The following is an 18,846-nucleotide window of genomic DNA, read 5'->3' as shown; positions in this document are numbered from 1 at the left end:
AGGAGGCGTTATGCACCAGGCAGCATCCCCACCAGAATCCGGCACAGCACGAAGTCGGTCGGCCAGCCGGCGCCGTCTCCGTGGTGCCGCGGGCGTCCTCGTCGTCACGGCGGTCGCGGCAGCTCTGTCCGGCTGCGCGTCGAACGCCGGAGACGGCGTCGTCACCCTCGACTTCTTCCAGTTCAAGCCGGAAGCCGTCGGCGACTTCGCGAAGATCATCGAGGACTTCGAAGCGGCGAACCCGGACATCCGTGTCGTGCAGAACGCGGTCCCCGACCCGGACACCGCGATCCGAACCCTGCTCGTGAAGAACAAGGTGCCGGATGTGCTCACCCTGAACGTCAGCGGTAACTACGCCGAGCTTGCCCGCGCGTGCGTGTTCGCCGACCTCGCAGCCGAACCGTCGGCGGGGACCGTGAACCCCGCCGTCCAGGACATCGTGCAGGATCTCGGCAGCTGCGATCAGGATGGGAGCGCCGAGGTCAACGCGCTCCCGTTCGCCAGCAACGCTTCCGGCGTCATCTACAACCCGGAGATCTTCGCCCAGGCCGGAGTCGAGGTGCCGACGACGTGGAGCGAACTGATCGACGCCATGCAGACGTTCCAGGACCAGGGCATCGACCCGCTGTACTGCACGATGAAGGACGCCTGGACGGCGGGTCCCGCCTTCGTGAACCTCGGCGGCGCGCTCATGCCGAAGGACTTCTTCGCAGACCTGCGGGCAGAGGGCTCGGACATCCAGGACGGCACGGTCTCCTTCACGAAGGACTTCTCCGAGGCCATGGAGAAAGAGGTGGAGCTCTACTCGTACTGCCAGGACGACTTCGCGAGCCGCGACTACAACGCCGGCAACGCGGCCTTCGCGAAGGGCGAGTCCGCCATGTACCTGCAGGGCTCCTACGCCATCGCCCCCATCCGCGCGACGAACCCGGACGCGCCCGTCGGGACCTTCCCCTACCCCGTGACCGATGACGCAGACGACCGACTCGTCGTCTCCGGCGTCGACGTCGGCATCTCCATCGGTCGCGACACCCCGCACCGGGCCGAGGCGCAGCGCTTCGTCGACTACCTGATGTCCCCTGAGGTCGTCACCGCCTACTCACAGTCGCAGAGCACCTTCTCCCCGCTCCTCGACGCAGCACCGAACGCCGACCCGGCCCTCGCCGGCCTCGAGCCGTACTTCTCCGACGGGAGGATCATCGGGTTCATCGACCATCAGATCCCCGCGTCGATCCCCCTCGTGAACCTCCTGCAGTCGATGGTCCTGACCGGCGATTCCGAGACGTTCCTCAGAGACCTCGACAACGAGTGGAGCAAGGTCGCCGCTCGGACCGCTACCGCGAGAGCAGGCAAATGATGTCCTCAACCACCGAATCACCGGCGACGACGCCGGAGACCGGCCTCGGCACGCCGCCGAAGACGCCGACAGCACGACCGCGCGGACGCCGGGCGCTGAAGGTCCCCCGTGCCTTCTACTGGATGGTCGTCCCGGCCGTCGTGATCTTCTTCACCCTCCATACGATCCCCGTCCTCACCGGCATGTTCTTCAGCCTCACGAACTACGCCGGCTACGGAACGTGGAGCTTCGTCGGCCTGTCGAACTATCTCAACCTCTTCCTCGACAGTCGAGTGCTGAACTCCTACGGGTTCACGTTCTTCTTCGCGATCGTCTCGACGGTGCTCGTGAACGTGATCTCCCTCGCGATCGCCCTCGGGCTCAACGCGAACATCCGGTTCCGCACGGCGTTCCGAGGGATCTTCTTCATCCCGTACGTCCTCGCGATCCTGATCATCGGCTACGTGTTCAACTACCTGTTCGCGAACTCGTTCCCCGCGATCGCGGAAGGGCTCGGGCTCCCGGCCGGCAACATCCTCGCGGACCCGCAGTTCGCCTGGGTGGGCATCGTGGTCACGACCGTCTGGCAGGCGGCGGCGTTCAACGTCATCCTCTACCTGGCGGGACTCCAGACCATCCCCGGCGAACTGTACGAAGCGGCGGCCATCGACGGGGCGTCCTCCTGGCGCAGGTTCCGCTCGATCACGTTCCCGCTCATCGGCGCGTACTTCACCATCAACATGGTGCTGTCGTTCAAGAGCTTCCTGCAGGTGTTCGATCAGATCGTCGCATTGACGAACGGTGGTCCAGGCACGAGCACGGAGTCCATCGCCATGGTCATCTACCGCGGTGGCTTCCAGGGCGGCGAATACGGCTACCAGATGGCCAACGCGGTCATCTACCTCGTCGTGATCATCGTGTTGTCGTTCCTGCAGCTGCGCTTCCTGCAGCGCCGGGAGGCGACGACATGACCGCTGCCCGCACGCTCCACTCGATCTCCTCCCCGCGACAGAACAGGACGAACTGATGTCCGCAACGACCGGCGCGACACGCGCCATCACCACCGCACACCGCAGTTCCACCGGACGCATGCGTCGCCCCGTCCTCACCACGCTGTCCGGCGGCAACGGGGGCACCAACTGGTGGTTGACCGCGCTCATCGCGGTGTGCTCGCTCACCGTGCTCATCCCGCTGTACTTCACGATCGTGACGGCGCTGAAGTCGCCCGACCAGCTCGGTGGCACCGGGTTCGAACTGCCGACCAGCATCCGCTGGGAGAACTTCGCCGATGCGTACCAGCTCACGAACTTCCCGCAGGCGCTCCTCAACACCGCACTCATCACCGTCGGGGCGGTGGCGCTCACCCTGCTCACGAACTCCCTCGTCGCCTACGCGATCGCCCGCAACATGCACCGGAGGTTCTTCAAGGGGCTGTACTTCTACTTCCTCGCGGCGATCTTCGTCCCGTTCCCGATCATCATGCTGCCGGTCGTGAAGGAGACCGCTCTGCTCGGTCTCGACACGCCCGTCGGCCTCGTGCTCCTCTACACGGTGTACGGACTGTCGTTCAACATCTTCATCTTCACCGCGTACATCCAGTCGATCCCGATCGAACTGGAGGAGGCGGCGCGCATGGACGGAGCAAGCACGTGGGGGGTGTTCTGGAAGGTGGTGTTCCCCCTGCTGGCACCGATGAACGCGACCGTGGGCATCCTCACCTGTGTGTGGGCGTGGAACGACTTCCTGCTGCCACTCGTAATCCTCTCCGATCCGTCGGCCAGGACGCTCCCGCTCGCGCAGTTCGTCTTCCAGGGACAGTTCAACACCAATTACACGGTCGCGTTCGCGTCCTACCTGATGGCACTCGCCCCGCTGCTGATCGTGTACATCGCCGCCCAGCGATGGGTCGTGAGTGGCGTGATGCGAGGCTCGACGAAGTGAGTGGAACGAGCGAAACCACCCTCGTCAGCGCAGGATCTCGACGAGGAGGACCCAGGCACTCACGACGGAGCCGATGAAGACGAGGATGAACCCTCCGGCGATCCAGGAGAGCGCCGCATCGGAGCCGAGGACGAGAAGCACGCCACCCACGGCGAACGGCACGATCTGCACGACCGGGATCGTCGCCTTGAGCGCCACCCCGCCGTGCCCCCGCTCGCCCTCGCGGAGAATGCGCACCGCAGCATCACCGGCGAAGACGAGCGCGATCGCCGCGAAGAGCAGAACCTCGATACCCAACACGACGACCGGTTGCGCTGGGATCAGCCCGGCTGCGGCGACGACCACGATCAGGACGAGTGAGCTGATGGTGGCCGCCGCCCTGGCCGGCATCGATGGGATGGCGATGATCTTCGCGATGTTCACCGACATGGCGACGATGATCAATCCGGCGAGCGCCGCTGCGGCTCCAGCGGTCGCGACGAAGAAGTCGCTCCATCCTTCGATCATGTGTGCCTCCCGGAATTCGCTGCTTGTTGTCTACCAGGAAACGCTCAGCGAGTCCTAGCCCGTTCCAAGGGGTGACAGGCGGCGGTGATAGCCACGGTCCGTATTCCTGGATCATGACCGATCCGATCCTCATTCCCAGTGCCCCGGACGACGCTCGCCCCAGGCGGCGGCGACGGCGACGCAACACGATCATCGGTGCCTCGCTCGTGACGGCGCTCACGCTGGGTGGTGGCGCGGCGTGGGCGCTCGACCGTTTCGTGATCGAGCACGTGGAGATCTCGGATGTGAGCGCCTACGAAGCGCAGCAATCCGGCTCGACCGGCGACACGGGCGGCAGTGACATGAGCACGGGCGCCGCTGACACGTCCGGGACCGTCGTGACGGCGGACTCAGCGACGACGGACGACGCGAGCGTCACGATCCGGACGGTGACGACGGGTTCGGGGGACGACACGGTGACCTTCTACGTCGCTGACGTCACGCTCGATGACGCGACGGCGTTGCGTTCCGCGTTCGCCCAGGACAGCTTCGGTGAGAACATCACCGAGACGACGTCGGACATCGCCGCCGACAACGGGGCGGTGTTCGCGATCAACGGCGACTACTACGGTTTCCGCGACACGGGCATCGTGATCCGGAACGGCATCGCGTACCGGGACGAGGGCGCTCGCGAGGGGCTCGCGTTCTACCGTGACGGCCGTGTGGAGGTGTACGACGAGACGGCGACGGATGCCGCGACGCTCGTCGCCGACGGCGTCTGGAACACGCTGTCGTTCGGTCCGGCGATCGTCGAGGACGGCACGGTCGTCGACGGGATCGAGGACGTCGAGGTGGACACGAACGTCGGCAACCACTCCATCCAGGGTGAACAGCCTCGGACCGCCGTCGGGGTGATCGACGACAACCACCTGGTCTTCGTCGTCGTGGACGGACGGAGTCCCGGCTACAGCGCGGGCGTGACGATGACGGGGCTTGCGGAGATCATGCAGGGGCTCGGTGCGACGACTGCGTACAACCTCGACGGTGGCGGGTCGTCGACGATGGTGTTCGACGGTGCCCTCGTGAACAATCCGCTCGGCACGGGCACGGAGCGCGGCACCTCCGACATCCTCTACGTGGCCGGCTGATGGCGATGTCGACCGGCGCCGTGGTGGTGCACCACCCGATCCCGCGCCTCGAACAGGTACTCCTCGTCATTCCGGCGTTCGAGCCGGACGAACGACTGGTCGAGCTCGTGCGCGACCTCCGGTTCCGGGCGCCGGGATGCGAGGTGCTCGTGGTGGACGATGGCAGTGGTCCACGGTTCGCTCGCGTGTTCGAGTGGGCGAGGTCGGCTGGCGCGATCGTCATCGGCACCCCGGACAACCGCGGGAAGGCTGCGGCACTCCGGGCGGGATTCGCGTGGGCGATGGCCAGGAGGCCGGGTCGCGCCGTGATCTGCGCCGACAGCGACGGGCAGCACCGGGTGCACGACATCCTGCGGGTCGCGGAGGTGTTGCAGGCGTACGAGGCTGACGCGGGCGGGTCGGAGGGCGCCGTTGGAGCGACCCCGTTGGTGGTACTGGGCGGGCGGCGCTTCGCAGGCGCCGTCCCCGCGCGAAGCCGCTTCGGGAACGGCCTCAGTCGGTTCGCCTTCCGGTTCGCGACGGGGACGGCCCTCCACGACACCCAGACGGGCCTGCGCGGGTATCCGGCACGCGCGCTCCCCTGGTTGTTGGACGTCCCTGGCGAACGTTTCGCGTACGAGCTGCAGATCCTCCTGGACGCCTCGAACCGTGGGTACGGGGTCGTGGAGGTTCCGATCGACACGGTGTACCTCGACCACAATGCCTCCTCACACTTCCGTCCGGTCGTCGACTCGATGCGGGTCCTGCTCCCGCTGCTGGTCTACAGCGCGTCGTCCCTCCTGTCGTTCCTCGTCGACACCGTCGCACTGCTGGTGCTGCACGCCGCGACGAACTCGCTCCTCGTCTCGGTGCTGGGCGCACGTGTCGTGAGTGCGAGCGGCAACTTCGTGCTCAACCGTCAGCTCGTGTTCCGGCGTCGGCGCCGTGCCGCAGCTTCGGCGGACGAGCCCCCACGGACGTCGATTCCCCTCCGCGCACAGGTCCTCCGCTACGGATCGCTCGCCGTGGCGCTGCTGGTCGCGAACTATCTGGCCCTCGCGGGGCTCACCGCGCTCGGTGCGCCGTTGCTTCCGGCGAAGGTCGCGACGGAGGGAGCCCTGTACCTCGTGAGCTTCCACGTGCAGCGGGTCTTCGTCTTCGGACGACGCTCGAGGGTGGAACGACGTCATGCTCACGCCGGGTCGACTCCCGCGACCGACCTCGCGCGCGCTGCCTAGGTGCGCTTCGCCTCGCGGACGAGCAGCCACACGAGGTAGGCGCCACCGATGCAGACCGTGACGACACCGACCGGCAGCTGGATCGGTGCGAACGCTCGCTGCGCGACGAGGTCGCTCGCGAGCAGCAGTGTGGACCCCATCACGGCGGAGGGCAGGAGTCCGACGGAGGCGCTCGCGGTCACCCGCTTCGCCAGCTGCGGGGCGGCGAGCGCGACGAAGGCGATCGGGCCAGCGGCGGCGGTGACGAGCGCGGTCAGGGCGACACCGACGATCATGGCGGCGAGTCTGGCGGGATCAGCACGGATGCCGGCGGCCCGCGCCGCGTCGTCGCCGAGTTCGAGCATCACCAGTCGTGGCGCGATGAGGACGAGTACCGGCAGGAGGAGGACGATCGCGACGACCATCGGCACGACCTGTGCCCACCCGACGGCGTTCAAGCTGCCCGCTCCCCACACGGCGGCGGCCATGGCGTCGTCGAGCGAGGCTTCGAGCAGCATCCACGTGTTGAACGAGGCGAGGGTCGCACTGACCGCGATGCCGACGATGATGAGGCGGAAGCCCTGCACCCCGCCGCGATTGGCGAGGAGGAAGACGACCGCGGCGGTGAGCAGGCCACCGAGCATCGCCCCTGCCGCAACGCCGCCGAACGCCTGCGAGCCGCTCGTCCCGAACAGGAGCATGACGACGAGTGCCCCCGTGTACGCCCCCGTGTTGAAGCCGATGACATCCGGGCTGCCGAGTGGGTTGCGGGTGATCGACTGGAAGATCGCCCCGCTCACGCCGAGGGCACCGCCGAGGACGAGAGCCGCGGCCACGCGAGGCAGTCGCCACTCGACGACGACCAGGTGCGACCGTCGGTCACCGGTACCGAGCAGCGAGGCGATGACGTCCGGCACCGCGACGGGATAGTCGCCGGCGGCGAGGGCGGCGATGCCGATGGCGACGGCGAGCACGACGAGCAGCAGGCACACGACCACGGTCCGCACGTCGACGAGGGCCGATCCTCCGGCGAACCGCAGCACGGCCCGGCGCCGTCCGAAGCGCGCGCCATGGGCGCGCTCCTGCTCGCCTGCGCGTGTCGACACGGCGCTCACAGCCCGCTCGCCCCCCTGCGCCGGACGAGCACGATGAGCACCGGTGCACCGATGAAGGCGGTGACGATGCCGACCTGGAGCTCCCCTGACCGTGGCACCACCCGACCGACCACATCGGACACGAGCAGCAACACGGGCGCGAGCACGAGGGTGTACGCGAGGATCCAGCGCTGGTCCGGCCCGACGAACCAGCGCACCATGTGCGGCACCATGAGCCCGATGAAGCCGATCGGTCCGGCTGCGGCGGTCGCCGCACCGCAGAGCAGGGTCACCGCCACGATGACGAGCACCCTCGTGCGGCCGAGGTTCGCACCCAGCGCTGCCGCGAGCTCCTCGCCCATCGCGACGGCGTTCAGGGGCTTGGCGACGACGAGGGCGATCACCGTGCCGATCACGATGAAGGGCAGGACGACGCCGATCGTCTCCGGCGGTCGGTTCGCAAGGTTGCCGGCGCCCCAGAACCGCATCGCGTCGAACGCCCGCGGAGCGAGCAGGGTGATCCCAGAGGACACCCCGCCGAGGACCGCGGCGAGCGCGATGCCCGCGAGCGTGAGGCGTACAGGCGTCGCGCCGCTCCGCCCCGCCGAACCGATGACGTACACCACGACGGTCGCGACGACCGCGCCGAGGAACGCGAACCACAGGTACTGGTGGATGCTCGTGATCCCGAGCAGCGCGACGGCGAGGACGACCGCGAACCCGGCTCCGGCGTTGACGCCGAGGATGCCGGGGTCGGCGAGCGGGTTCCGCGTCAGCGCCTGGATGAGTGCGCCGGAGAGCCCGAGCGCGACGCCGACGAGGACCCCGAGGATCGTCCGAGGCAACCGCAACTCCACGATGATGGCGCCGTCGTCGCCGACCGGATGGCCGAGCACCGCTTGCCACACGACCCCCACGTCGATCGCCTTCGAACCGACCATGAGACTCGACGCGACCACCGCGACGAGCACCACCAGGCACACGAGGAGTCCGGCGAACCGCACGCCGTCGCGGTGGGCGACGCCGACGGCGGCGGGGCGTCGGGCGTCGGCGCGCAGCTCGCGGACCGTGCTCATGGAACGCCCGCGAGGCTCACAGCCCGAGGCGTTCGAGCTGCTCGTGGTAGGCGTCGGTGATCGCCTCCTGGTCGGTGCCGGGCGCATCCCAGCCGTCCCAGAGGGCGTCGATCTCGGCACGCGTCGCCTCATCGAGACCGTTCCACCGCTCGACCCAGCGTTCCACGTCGACGGTCCAGTAGCCGATCGTCTTGTACGCCTGGTTCGGGAGCTTCCGCACGTGCCGGAGCTGCTTTCGGACGCCCCGCATGACGGAGGTCTCACCGGCGAACCAGATGTACCCGACGCCCTCCGGTACCGCGAGGTCGCGGACGACCTCGTCGAAGCAGGACGGACCGTGGCCGTTGCCGCCGATCACCCAGCTGACCTCGAGGTCGCGCCCGGTGATCTCCTGCACGTCGTCGACATGACCGACCTCGATGACGATGCGGGTGCGCACACCGTCGGGCGTCTGCTCGGCGATTCGGGCCGCTGCGGGCAGCCCGGTCGCGTCCGCCAGGAGGATCTGCCATTCGAGATCGGCTGGCGGGTCGTACAGCCCGGTCGGTGAGGTGATGCCCACGACGTTCCCCGGAGCGGCACGGAGTGCCCAGGCCGCCGCGACACCACCGTCGTGCACGACGAAGTCGATGTCGACCGTGCCGGCCGCGCGATCGACGGCTCGGATCGTGTACGTGCGCATCTGCGACGGCGTCACATCGTCCTCGAACGCCCAGCTCTCCCCCGTCGAGTGCGGGAGCACCGGCTCGGCGTCCTGTTGCGGCGGGAAGAACAGCCGGACGTACTCGTCACCGATACCCGTGGTCGGATAGTCGGCGATGCCGTCGCCGCCGAAGGTCACGCGGACCATCCCCGGGGTGAGCGTGCGGACGGCGGTGACGACCGCGCGGTGGATGCTGAAGGACATGGGAGATCCTGACGTCGATGGAACGGGCGAATGGAACGGGCGAATGGCGGAGGTCCGGCGTGGCCGGGTCAGCCCTGCGGCACGAGTGCCTGCTCGACGACGTCGAGGAAGGCCATCTGTCCGCTGGGCGAGCCGTAGATCATCTCGAGGTCGTGCAGGTGGATCTGGTCGTTCGCCACGAAAGGCAGTTGCTTCCAGACCGTGTTCCCGGCGAGCTCTGCGAAGGGGTCCTCTCCAGCGGCGATGCCCTCAGGGGTCGAGGTACTGAACGCGACATCGATGTCGGCCAGCTGATCCAACTGCTCGAGGCTGTAGTCGGTGCCTTCGGTGCTGTCGGCGGCGGGGAGGATGGTCAGCCCGAGGTCTGCGAAGACGAGGCAGGCGACGCCGTAGCAACTCGTGTTGATCTGACCGTCGGAGTACGCGACCGGTGCCACCACGGGCGAGATGCCGGCGGCGGCGATCTTGGCCTTCACCTCGTCCACCCGCGCCTGGTACGTCGCCGTCCACGCCTCGTACTCGTCGACGCGGTCCAAGGCCTCTGCGATAGTCTTGAACGTGACCCGCCAGTCCGCACCGGTGAAGGCGTTGATGCTGTACGTCGGCGCGATCTGGGCGAGTCGCTCAACCGCTTCCGCGTCGTAGCCGAGCCCGTTCAGGATGAGGTCGGGCTGGGTCGTCAGCACCGCCTCGTAGTTGTACTCGGGGTAGTTCGCGAACGTCTCGACGCCCGCGAGCTGCTCCTGCGGGAAGAACGACGGGAACGCGCTGTACCCGTCGCCCCGGATCGGCTGGCGATCGGCGAGCGGGATTCCGAGCGTGATGAGCATGTCGACGTCGGTGGTGTAGAAGCCGAGCGCGTTCTGCGGATCGACGGGCAGTGAGACCTCACCGAACTCACTGTCGACGGTGCGCATCGCGACCGCGGTCGAGTCGTCCGCGCTCGCGCCGGCGCATCCGGTCAGGGCGGCGGAACCGACCGCCACGAGGGCGATTCCCGACGCCAGACGACGGCGGATGCTGAAGGTGTTTCTGGGCATGGTTCTCCCTCGACGGCACACGGTGGTGGAAGTGCTCGAACTGAGCTTTGCCTATCCTAAGTAAGGTCGCGAGCCGAGTCGAGATCCCCGGTACCGCGCACCGGACGCCCCGTATCGACGGACGGCCAGGTGGCTTCCAGGTATCGCCCGGGCGTGTGCCCCATGGTGCGACGGAACGCCTGGACGAACGCACTCGGCGTTCGATACCCGACCGTCCGTGCGACCGTGCCGACCGGCGTCCCCGAGGACAGCAGTCCGACGGCCACCCGCATCCTCGCGTGGATCCGCCACTGCTCGAAGGTCATCCCCGTCTCGCGCGAGAACAGGCGAGACAGGTTTCGGACGCTGCTCCCGACGATGCGCCCCCACTCCTCCAGCGAACGGGTGTCCGCCGGGTGGTCGACAAGGTGTCGACAGATGAGGGACAGACGGCCGTCCTGCGGCACGGGTAGGCCGACGGCCTGCTCCTCAGCAGGCTCCAACATGCCGATGACGAGTTCTTCCGCCGCTCGCCGCAATGGCAATGCCATGGCGTGATCGTGCATGTGGTGCAGGAGCTCGCGCACGAGTGGACCGATGCCGACGGCGCTCGTGCGGTCGAGGCCTCGGCCCACCGCGCCGTCGATGTAGGTGCAGGAGAAGCGGGTACGCGGTGCCGAACGGACGGCATGCACGGTGCCGGCGGGGATCCAGAGTCCCATCAGCGACGGCACCGCGAAGATTCCGGCGGCGGTCTCGACGGACACGGCGCCGTCGGCACCCCAGAGCAGTTCGTGGTGCGGGTGCGAATGCGCCGACCAGGAGCCGGCCTCCGTGAGGTGGAAACGGCCGGTGCTCACGCGGGGTGCCGAGAACGCAGGTTCGTCCAGTGTCTGGGCGATCGACATCGCGGGGGCACCCTCCGTCGGCAAGTAAGGACACCCTTACCTTAGCAGGCGGCCGACGTCCCCGCGGGCGTCGATCAGGCAGCGGCTCCTGCGATGTTCACCAACCAGGTGATGCCGAAGCGGTCCTTGAGCATGCCGAAGGAGTCCCCCCACGGCGCGGCGGCGAGCGGCTGCAGGACCTCGCCGCCGTCAGCCAATGCGGTGAAGTACCCGGTCAGCTGAGCCTCGTCGTCGCTCGAGCCGCTGAGGGACATCGAGAAGTTGCTGCCGGTGGAGTACTCCATGTGCTTCGGCGTGTCCGACGCCATGAACACCACGCCCGAGTCCCCCGTCAGCTGCGAGTGCATCACGAGGTCGATCTCCTCCGGCTCCACACTCGCTTGGAAGTCGCCGAAGGTGGAGACCGTCAGTTCTCCGCCGAAGACGCCGTGGTAGAACTCCATCGCCGCGCGGGCGTCGCCGCGGAAACCGAGATAGGGGTTGAGCGTCGTCATGAGGGTCTCTTTCGTCATGCGGTGCGCCGGTCGGCATCGCGCCCGCCCATTGTCGACCAGCGAGGCCGCCCGGCGCGAGCCTCAATCGTGGGGGTCGACGCCCCACACGACGAGTAGGCTCGACTGGTGCCTGCGCAACCGAAGCCCCTGCGGATCGCGATGATCTCGCTCCACACCTCCCCCGGTGACGAGCCCGGCTCCGGGGACGCAGGCGGCATGAACGTCGTGGTGCGCCACCAGGCCATCGCGATGGGTGCGGCAGGACACGAGGTCGACGTCATCACCCGCCGCTCCGCGCCCGAGCAGCCGTCGGCGATGCCGCTCGCGCCGGGCGTCACGCTCCGGTTCCTCGACGCCGGACCCGCCGAGCCCGTGGCGAAGGGACGGCATGAGGAGTTCGTCGACGAGTTCCGCACCCGTCTCGCCGAGCTCGGCCGCTACGACGTGCTGCACGCACACCACTGGTTCTCCGGGATGGCGGCCCTCCCGCTCGCCAGAGAGCTCGGGATCCCGCATGTGCAGAGCTTCCACAGCATCGCCGCCGAATCGACCACGCCACTCTCCCACGGCGAACGCGCCGAGTCGCCCGGCCGCCTCTCCGGCGAGGCCTACCTGGCGCGCGAGTCCGACGCGGTCGTCGCGATCAGTGCGGCAGAGGCCGACACCGCGATCACGCGGCTCGGCGCCAACCCCGACCACGTCCGGATCGTCCCGCCGGGCGTCGACGGCGAGCTCTTCCACCCTGCCGCCGGACTGCGTGGCGGTCGGCCGAGCGCCGTGGTCGCCGGTCGCCTGCACCCGCTGAAGGGCTTCGACCTCGCGATCGAATCGATCGCAACCGTCCCGCCCACGCTCAGGCCGGAGCTCGTCATCGCGGGTGACATCTCCGTCGACTACGACCGCTACGCCGAAGAACTCAGCTCGCTCGCCTCTGGCCTCGGGGTCGCGGACGACGTCCGCTTCGTCGGCCCCCAGTCTCGCGCGGGACTCGCCGCGCTCTTCCGCGAAAGCACCCTCGTGCTCGTCCCCTCGCACTCGGAGACGTACGGCCTCGTCGCCCTCGAGGCCGCTGCGAGCGGCGTCCCGACGATCGTCGCGGCGTCCGGTGGGCTCCGCGAGGCGGTCGTCGACGGCGAGACAGGTGTCGTCCTCGACTCGCGGGATCCGCTCGTCTGGGGTGAGGCCATCTCCGCCCTCCTCGCTGACCCGGAACAGATCGCCAGACTCGCGGCAGCAGCGCGTGAGCGCGCGGAGCACTTCGACTGGCAGCGATCGGGCGATTCGCTCGTCGAGGTCTACCGCTCGCTGCTCGACGCGGCGCACCCGTTCTCGCAGTCGGCACCCGCCAACGCCGTCTCATGACCGCCACCACCGCATGACCTCGACCCCGGGCTCGATCCTCGACGGCGTGCGAACCGTCCTGTTCGCCCACGCTCACCCCGATGATGAGACCCTCTCCTCGGGCGCACTCATCGCCGAACTCGCGGCTCGCGACATCCGGGTGGTCCTCGTCACCGCGACGCGCGGCGAGCGCGGAGAGGTCGTCGCCGGCCCGCTCTCCGCACTCGCCGGCACCACGGCACTGTCGGCCCATCGCGAGCAGGAGCTGCGCGGTGCGTGCCAGGTGCTCGGCGTCTCCGAACAGCACTGGCTCGGTGCAGCACCGGCGTGTCGTGCCGGCACGACGACGAGGTATGTCGATTCCGGCATGCGCTGGATCCGGGAAGGTCTCGCCGGGCCTGCCGACGACGTCTCCCCCGGCGCCTTCTCACTCGCGCCGCTCGACGACGTCGTCGCCGACCTCGGCGCCCTCCTCGGAGCGGTCCGACCTGATCTGCTGATCAGCTACGACCACGGCGGCGGCTACGGCCACCCCGATCATGTGCGGATGCACGTCGCAGCAGCGGCAGCCGCGCAACGGGCCGACCTCCCGTTCGCCGAGCTCGTCCACGACCGTGCCATGCTCGAGGAGAGCCCCGAGACGAGCGAGTGGTTCGTGTTGGAGCACCGGCTCCGCCAGGTGACCGAAGCTCTCGGACACCACGCGAGTCAGCTCACGGTCGAGGGCACACGGCTCGTCCATTCAGGCGGCCAGCGGGAGGACATCACGACCTCGGTCGGCCTGCGCCTGCGCCGGGCACAGTCAGCTCCTCGCACCCGCCGCTAGAGGGCTCCGCGGACCTCCTTCGGCATCCGCGCAGCGAGGATCGGGACGAGCAGCATGAGGACGACGGCCGAACCGAACGCGGCGGGGAACGAGAAGGCGTCGAGCAGCGCTCCGGCCACGAGCGGCCCGACGATGGCTCCGAGGTCGGCCGTCGCCTGGAACACCGCGACAGCGCGTCCGCCTCGTCCGCCCGCCGCATCGCCGACAGCGGCCGCGGGAGCTGTTCCGAGGAACGCTGCCGCGACCCCGTAGACGCAGAGCACGACGATGAGGATCCACAGCTCGCCGACGAACGGCATGGCGAGCAGGGCGAGCGCTGCGACGGGGAAGGCGACGAGCATCGCCGGGCGCCTGCCGATCGAGTCGACGAAGCGGCCGGCCGGCGCGAGCGCGAGGGTCTGCGCGACTGCCGCGATCGCGAAGGCGACCCCCGTCCAGCTCGCCTCACGGTGCAGCGACTCGACGACGAGTACGGGCACCAGTGCTCCACGGACACCCATCGAGGCCCACCCGGACGCGAAGTTCGCGAGCAACGCCGCCTGGTAGCGGCGGTCGCGCAGCACGATGCGGAACGGCTCAGCCGGCGGCTGCTCCTCGGTCGACGACGTGACCCTGGTGCCGCGCAGCATGATCAGGCCGAGCGCACCCGCGACGGTGAGCGTGGCGGCGTAGAAGAAGAACGGTGCTGTCAGCGAGACGGTCGCGAGGAGACCACCGACCGCTGGCCCCGCCATGCCTCCTACGAGGAATCCGCCCTGGTAGAAGCCGACCGAGCGACCGCGACGGTGCGGTGGCGTCGTGCGCAACAGGAGCGTCATCGCGGCGACCGAGAACATCGCCGAACCGATGCCGCCGGCACCCCGCAGGAGGAGCAGTTGCGGATAGTCCGCCGCGAGGCCCACGAGGGCGCTCGACACCGCGACGATCCCGATGCCACTCGCGAGGACGACGCGTTCGCCGATCCGGTCGACGAGCGCACCGACGAACGGGTTCGCGATGAGCCGCATGAGCGCGAACACCGAGACGACGGCGCCGACCTCGAGGTAACCGACGCCGAAGCTCCGCACGTAGACGGGGAGGACCGGGATGACGACGCCGAAGCCCAACATGACGAAGAACGCCACACCACCGAGCACGAGCACTTCCCGGCCGAGCGGTTCGCGTGGTGGACGAGAAACGGCTCCCGCCCCGCCGGTGCGGCGGAACGGGAGCCAGGTCATCTGTTCAGGCTATCGCGAGCCGATCGTCTTGGTGTCGATCACGAAGCGGTAGCGCACGTCGCTGCGCACGACGCGGTCGTAAGCGCCCTCGACCTCGTCGGCTCCGATCAGTTCGATCTCCGCACCGAGGCCGTGCTCGGCGCAGAAGTCGAGCATCTCCTGGGTCTCGCGGATGCCACCGATGTTGGAACCGGCGAGCGAGCGACGCCCGCCGACGAGCGAGAACACCCGGAACTCCTGGGTGTTCTCCGGCAGGCCGACGAACACCATCGAGCCGTTGAGCTTCAGGGTTGCGAGGTAGGCGTCGATGTCGATGTCGGCCGAGACCGTGTTGATGATGAGGTCGAAGCGGCCGCGCAGTGACTTCAGCACGCCCTCCTCGCCCGTGGCGTAGTAGTGGTCGGCGCCGAAGCGCTCACCGTCGGCCTGCTTCGACATGGTCTGGCTGAGGACCGTGACCTCGGCGCCGAGCGCGTGGGCGATCTTCACACCCATGTGGCCCAGGCCGCCCATGCCGACGATCGCGACGGACTTGCCGGGACCCGCGCCCCAGTGCTTGAGGGGCGAGTAGGTGGTGATGCCGGCACAGAGGAGGGGTGCTGCGACGTCGAGCTCGATGCCCTCGGGGATGCTCAGCACGTAGTTCTCGTCGGCGACGATCTCCGTGCTGTAGCCGCCGTAGGTGGGCTCGCCGTCGTACTCGCGGCCGTTGTAAGTGGCAACGTTGCCCTTCAGGCAGAACTGCTCCTCGCCGGCGAGGCAGTTCTCGCACTCGCGACACGAGTCGACGAAGCAGCCGATGCCGACGCGGTCGCCGACCTGGTGCTTCGTCACGGCGTCGCCGACAGCGGTCACGACGCCCGCGATCTCGTGGCCGGGCACCATCGGGAAGATGGCCTTGCCCCATTCCTCGCGAGCCTGGTGGATGTCGCTGTGGCAGATGCCGGCGTACCGGACGTCGATGACGACGTCGTTCGCGCGGGGCGCACGACGCTCGATGGTGCCGACCTCGAAGGGCGCGTCGGCGGTGGGCTTGATGATGGCGGCGACAGTGGTCACGGTGCTCCTCTGCGGAAGTGGATGAGGGTGCGATGCCTGCGGATCGTCCAGCATCGAGGAGCTGGGCGCAGGCACCATCGACGCTATCAGCCGTGGAAGCACATCGCTCCCCGAGCGTGGCAAGCTGGGGGTCTGCTGGTACGAGGGAGGCATACGCCGGTGAACGATGAGGCACGGTTTCCGGAGTGGTTCGTCGAACGCTTCGCCGACTACTGGCAGACCCGCGGCGCCTCACGGATCGAGGGGCGCATCGCCGGCTACCTGCTCGTCAGCGACACGACGGGTGTCACGGCCGACGAGCTCGCCGCAGCGCTCGGTGCGAGCCGCGGGTCGGTGTCGACGTACACGCGCCGTCTCGTCGACAGCGGCTTCGTGCGCCGGGTGAGGCAGCCGGGTGACCGCTCCCATTACTTCGTGATGGCCGCAGACGTCTGGGGTGGCTTCCTCGCGAGCGAGCACGACTACCTCGACCAGCAGCGGCGCCTCGCGGAGGCGGCTCTCGCGCACACGACACCGGGCACGCCGTCGCATGAGCGGGTGTTGAACATGCGCGACTACATGGGCTGGATCATCGACAACCGGAGTCTCAGCAGTGAGTGGGAGCGCTTCAAACGCGAGCGCGACGCTGCGGCCTCACCGGGTGCCCGGGAGCACTAGACCCGGCCACCCCGCCACTCGCGGATCAGGAGGAATCCGAGGTACACGCCGCCGACGCCGGCCGTCAGCACGCCGACCGGGAGGCCATCGGCCCACGGGCTCTGCTGGACGATGAGGTCCGCGGTCACCATGATGCCTGCACCGATGAGGGCGGATGCGACGAGGTTGGGTCCGGCCGTCCGGGTGGCGCGGCGGGCGATCTGCGGTGCTGTGAGCGCGACGAAGGCGATCGGTCCGGCCGCCGTGACAGCACCCGCGGCGGCGACGACGGAGAGGACGATCGCGATCGTCCGGGTGCGGACCGCGCGCGCGCCGAGCGCGTCGGCCGTGTCGTCGCCGAGCTCGATGAGCCGGAGCTCGCTGCCGAGCACCGCCGCGACGGGGAGCACGATCAGGATCGTCACGGCGAGGACCGCGACGTCATTCCAGTCGGCGGCGTTGAGCGAACCGGCGAGCGCTGCGGCGAGCTGGGACGCCTGGTCACGGAGGCCGATGCTCACGACGTACTGGGTGACGGCCGCCGCCATGGCGGCGACACCGATACCGGCGATGATCACGCGGGCGGGCGACGCGAAGCCTCGACCCGTGGAGAGGTGGACGAGGAAGATCGCGACGGCTGCGCCGGCGAGCGCGCCGAGCGGCGTCGGGACGACCCCGTTCCAGAGGATGGTCGTGACGGCGACACCGGCACCGGCGCCGGCGCCGAGGCCGATGACGTCCGGGCTGCCGAGCGGGTTGCGGGTGACGGTCTGGAACAGCGTGCCCGCGAGACCGAGCGCTGCCCCGACTCCGATGGCGGTGGCGAGTCGTGGACCGCGCAGGCGTTCGAGCACGAAGGCGGTCTTGCCCTCCGGCGGCACGATGGCCGCGGCGAACAGCTCCCCGAGCGGGACACCGAGACGCCCCATGGTGAGCGTGGCCAGTCCGGCGACGAACAGCACGGCCACGACGAGCAGACAGACGATCACCGCACGGCGACGGACGGGCAGCGCGACTCGCGTGCCGATCCGCAGGATCCGTGTCCCCGGCAACCGGGTCGTGCCGGTCACGATCTCGTCGCCCATCCGCGACGCACGGCGTAGAGGAGCACCGGCGCCCCGACGAACGCGGTGACGACGCCGACCATGAGCTCCTCGGGTCGGGCGACGACGCGTCCGACGATGTCGGCGGCGATGAGGAGCGTGCCGCCGAGGAGGACGGCGACGGGCAGCGCTGCGCGGTGGTCGGCCCCCACGAGCGAACGCACGAGGTGGGGCACGGCGAGGCCGACGAACGCGATGGGTCCGACGGCTGCGGTGGCGGCGGCGCTGAGGAGGCCGGCGGCGAGGATGCCGGTGGCACGGACGAGTTGCACCCGAACCCCGAGCGAGGCTGCGACCTCGTCGCCGAGCGCGAGCGTGTTGAGGCCACCGGCGAGCAGCCCGGCGAGCAGCATGCCGAGAACGAGCACCGAGAGCACCGACCAGATGGTCTCGAAGCCCCGCCCGGACAGCGCACCGATGACCCAGTGGCGGTAGGAGTCGAAGACGGTCGGCATCGTGAGCGTCATCGCCTGGATGTACGCACCGAGGACGGCGGCGACGACCGCACCGGTGAGCACGAGCGGGACAGCGCTCCCGCCGGCGCCGCGGCCTCCGATGGCGTAGACCGCGATGACGGTGATGAGGGCACCGGGCAACGCGACCCACACGGTCGCGGCTCCTCCGGCGAACCCGAAGAAGGCTGTGGCGGTGACGACGGCTGCCGAGGCGCCGACGGTGACGCCGAGCAGACCCGGGTCTCCGAGCGGGTTCCGGGTGATGCCCTGGATGATGACACCGGCGACCGCGAGGGCCGCCCCGACGAGCGCACCGAGGATGGTGCGCGGGATCCGGCTGTCGACGACCGTGCGCAGGTATTCTTCGCCCCCTCCGGTGAGCACCTGCCAGACGTCGCCGACGCCGGTCGCCTTGCTGCCGGCGACGAGGCCGACCGCCGCGACGAGGACGAGGAGCAGCGCGGACCCCGTGATGACGAGCGCGGTGCGCCCGGGTGGAGCTCCGGCGGGCAGCGCGCGCCGGGCGGCGGGTGCTCGTGCACCCGTCGCCTCCTGCGCCGCGCTGCCGCCGTCGTGAGTCATCGGTTGCGCTGTTCTTCCT

At 69.1% G+C, this 18,846-nt stretch carries 19 protein-coding genes; 8 read left to right on the top strand and 11 right to left on the bottom strand.

Going from position 1 to position 18,846, the window contains the following annotated elements; all coding sequences use genetic code 11:
* The first annotated feature begins 10 nt into the window (after positions 1 to 10).
* From KXS11_RS04200 to KXS11_RS04190, 3 genes are all read left to right on the top strand, one after another.
* Entirely contained in the window at positions 11 to 1,357 is a 1,347-nt protein-coding gene (locus KXS11_RS04200; protein WP_437384204.1) for an ABC transporter substrate-binding protein, read from the top strand.
* Positions 1,357 to 2,307, top strand: a complete 951-nt coding sequence (locus KXS11_RS04195) for a carbohydrate ABC transporter permease (RefSeq protein WP_437384203.1) — start codon at positions 1,357 to 1,359, stop codon at positions 2,305 to 2,307. Before KXS11_RS04200 ends, KXS11_RS04195 begins: the two co-directional genes overlap by 1 nt.
* Before the next feature lie 118 nt (positions 2,308 to 2,425).
* Positions 2,426 to 3,277: a carbohydrate ABC transporter permease gene (locus KXS11_RS04190; RefSeq protein ID WP_437384860.1), complete on the top strand. Its 852-nt coding sequence runs from the start codon at positions 2,426 to 2,428 to the stop codon at positions 3,275 to 3,277.
* A gap of 24 nt (positions 3,278 to 3,301) precedes the next feature.
* Here KXS11_RS04190 and KXS11_RS04185 read toward each other — a convergent pair whose 3' ends face one another.
* A complete protein-coding gene (locus KXS11_RS04185; protein ID WP_437384202.1) occupies positions 3,302 to 3,784 on the bottom strand; it encodes a hypothetical protein in 483 nt (160 codons plus the stop codon).
* A gap of 113 nt (positions 3,785 to 3,897) precedes the next feature.
* On the opposite strand from KXS11_RS04185, the gene KXS11_RS04180 reads away from it, so the two are divergent.
* Both KXS11_RS04180 and KXS11_RS04175 read left to right on the top strand, forming a co-directional pair.
* Positions 3,898 to 4,911 carry a phosphodiester glycosidase family protein gene (locus tag KXS11_RS04180; RefSeq protein ID WP_437384201.1) on the top strand — a complete coding sequence of 338 codons (1,014 nt, stop codon included), beginning with the start codon at positions 3,898 to 3,900 and terminating at the stop codon, positions 4,909 to 4,911.
* On the top strand, positions 4,911 to 6,128 hold the full coding sequence (locus KXS11_RS04175; protein WP_437384200.1) for a glycosyltransferase: 1,218 nt from the start codon (positions 4,911 to 4,913) through the stop codon (positions 6,126 to 6,128). The genes KXS11_RS04180 and KXS11_RS04175 overlap by 1 nt, the downstream gene beginning before the upstream one ends.
* Here the strand turns inward: KXS11_RS04175 and KXS11_RS04170 are convergent.
* The 6 genes from KXS11_RS04170 to KXS11_RS04145 all read right to left on the bottom strand — a co-directional run bounded on the left by KXS11_RS04170 (position 6,125) and on the right by KXS11_RS04145 (position 11,623).
* Positions 6,125 to 7,213: a FecCD family ABC transporter permease gene (locus tag KXS11_RS04170; protein ID WP_437384199.1), complete on the bottom strand. Its 1,089-nt coding sequence runs from the start codon at positions 7,211 to 7,213 to the stop codon at positions 6,125 to 6,127. The genes KXS11_RS04175 and KXS11_RS04170 overlap by 4 nt on opposite strands.
* A gap of 5 nt (positions 7,214 to 7,218) precedes the next feature.
* Entirely contained in the window at positions 7,219 to 8,277 is a 1,059-nt protein-coding gene (locus tag KXS11_RS04165) for an iron chelate uptake ABC transporter family permease subunit (protein ID WP_437384198.1), read from the bottom strand.
* 16 nt (positions 8,278 to 8,293) lie between these two features.
* Positions 8,294 to 9,184, bottom strand: a complete 891-nt coding sequence (locus KXS11_RS04160; protein WP_437384197.1) for a siderophore-interacting protein — start codon at positions 9,182 to 9,184, stop codon at positions 8,294 to 8,296.
* 68 nt (positions 9,185 to 9,252) lie between these two features.
* Complete coding sequence (locus KXS11_RS04155; protein ID WP_437384196.1) at positions 9,253 to 10,224, bottom strand: ABC transporter substrate-binding protein; 972 nt, start codon at positions 10,222 to 10,224, stop codon at positions 9,253 to 9,255.
* A gap of 56 nt (positions 10,225 to 10,280) precedes the next feature.
* Positions 10,281 to 11,063: an AraC family transcriptional regulator gene (locus tag KXS11_RS04150; RefSeq protein ID WP_437384195.1), complete on the bottom strand. Its 783-nt coding sequence runs from the start codon at positions 11,061 to 11,063 to the stop codon at positions 10,281 to 10,283.
* 122 nt (positions 11,064 to 11,185) lie between these two features.
* Positions 11,186 to 11,623, bottom strand: coding sequence for a VOC family protein (locus tag KXS11_RS04145; RefSeq protein ID WP_437384194.1), 438 nt, complete (start codon positions 11,621 to 11,623; stop codon positions 11,186 to 11,188).
* 108 nt (positions 11,624 to 11,731) lie between these two features.
* On the opposite strand from KXS11_RS04145, the gene KXS11_RS04140 reads away from it, so the two are divergent.
* Positions 11,732 to 12,967, top strand: a complete 1,236-nt coding sequence (locus tag KXS11_RS04140) for a glycosyltransferase (RefSeq protein WP_437384193.1) — start codon at positions 11,732 to 11,734, stop codon at positions 12,965 to 12,967.
* Positions 12,968 to 12,980: 13 nt separating this feature from the next.
* The gene (locus KXS11_RS04135) at positions 12,981 to 13,772 is read left to right on the top strand and encodes a PIG-L family deacetylase (RefSeq protein WP_437384192.1); all 792 of its coding nucleotides are present in this window, start codon (positions 12,981 to 12,983) and stop codon (positions 13,770 to 13,772) included.
* Here the strand turns inward: KXS11_RS04135 and KXS11_RS04130 are convergent.
* Positions 13,769 to 14,992 (bottom strand): MFS transporter, encoded by a 1,224-nt coding sequence (locus KXS11_RS04130; RefSeq protein ID WP_437384191.1) that lies wholly within the window; start codon positions 14,990 to 14,992, stop codon positions 13,769 to 13,771. The genes KXS11_RS04135 and KXS11_RS04130 overlap by 4 nt on opposite strands.
* Positions 14,993 to 15,001: 9 nt before the next feature.
* Entirely contained in the window at positions 15,002 to 16,051 is a 1,050-nt protein-coding gene (locus tag KXS11_RS04125) for an NAD(P)-dependent alcohol dehydrogenase (protein WP_437384190.1), read from the bottom strand.
* A gap of 159 nt (positions 16,052 to 16,210) precedes the next feature.
* On the opposite strand from KXS11_RS04125, the gene KXS11_RS04120 reads away from it, so the two are divergent.
* On the top strand, positions 16,211 to 16,708 hold the full coding sequence (locus KXS11_RS04120) for a GbsR/MarR family transcriptional regulator (RefSeq protein WP_437384189.1): 498 nt from the start codon (positions 16,211 to 16,213) through the stop codon (positions 16,706 to 16,708).
* Here KXS11_RS04120 and KXS11_RS04115 read toward each other — a convergent pair.
* A complete protein-coding gene (locus KXS11_RS04115) occupies positions 16,705 to 17,757 on the bottom strand; it encodes a FecCD family ABC transporter permease (RefSeq protein WP_437384188.1) in 1,053 nt (350 codons plus the stop codon). The genes KXS11_RS04120 and KXS11_RS04115 overlap by 4 nt on opposite strands.
* On the bottom strand, positions 17,754 to 18,827 hold the full coding sequence (locus tag KXS11_RS04110) for a FecCD family ABC transporter permease (protein WP_437384187.1): 1,074 nt from the start codon (positions 18,825 to 18,827) through the stop codon (positions 17,754 to 17,756). Before KXS11_RS04110 ends, KXS11_RS04115 begins: the two co-directional genes overlap by 4 nt.
* Between the last annotated feature and the right edge of the window lie 19 nt (positions 18,828 to 18,846).

Source organism: Plantibacter flavus, assembly GCF_051487245.1.
Lineage (GTDB): Bacteria > Actinomycetota > Actinomycetes > Actinomycetales > Microbacteriaceae > Plantibacter > Plantibacter flavus_B.
The sequence above is the reverse complement of the archived record's forward strand: the minus strand, read 5'-3'. Positions and strand labels throughout refer to the sequence as shown.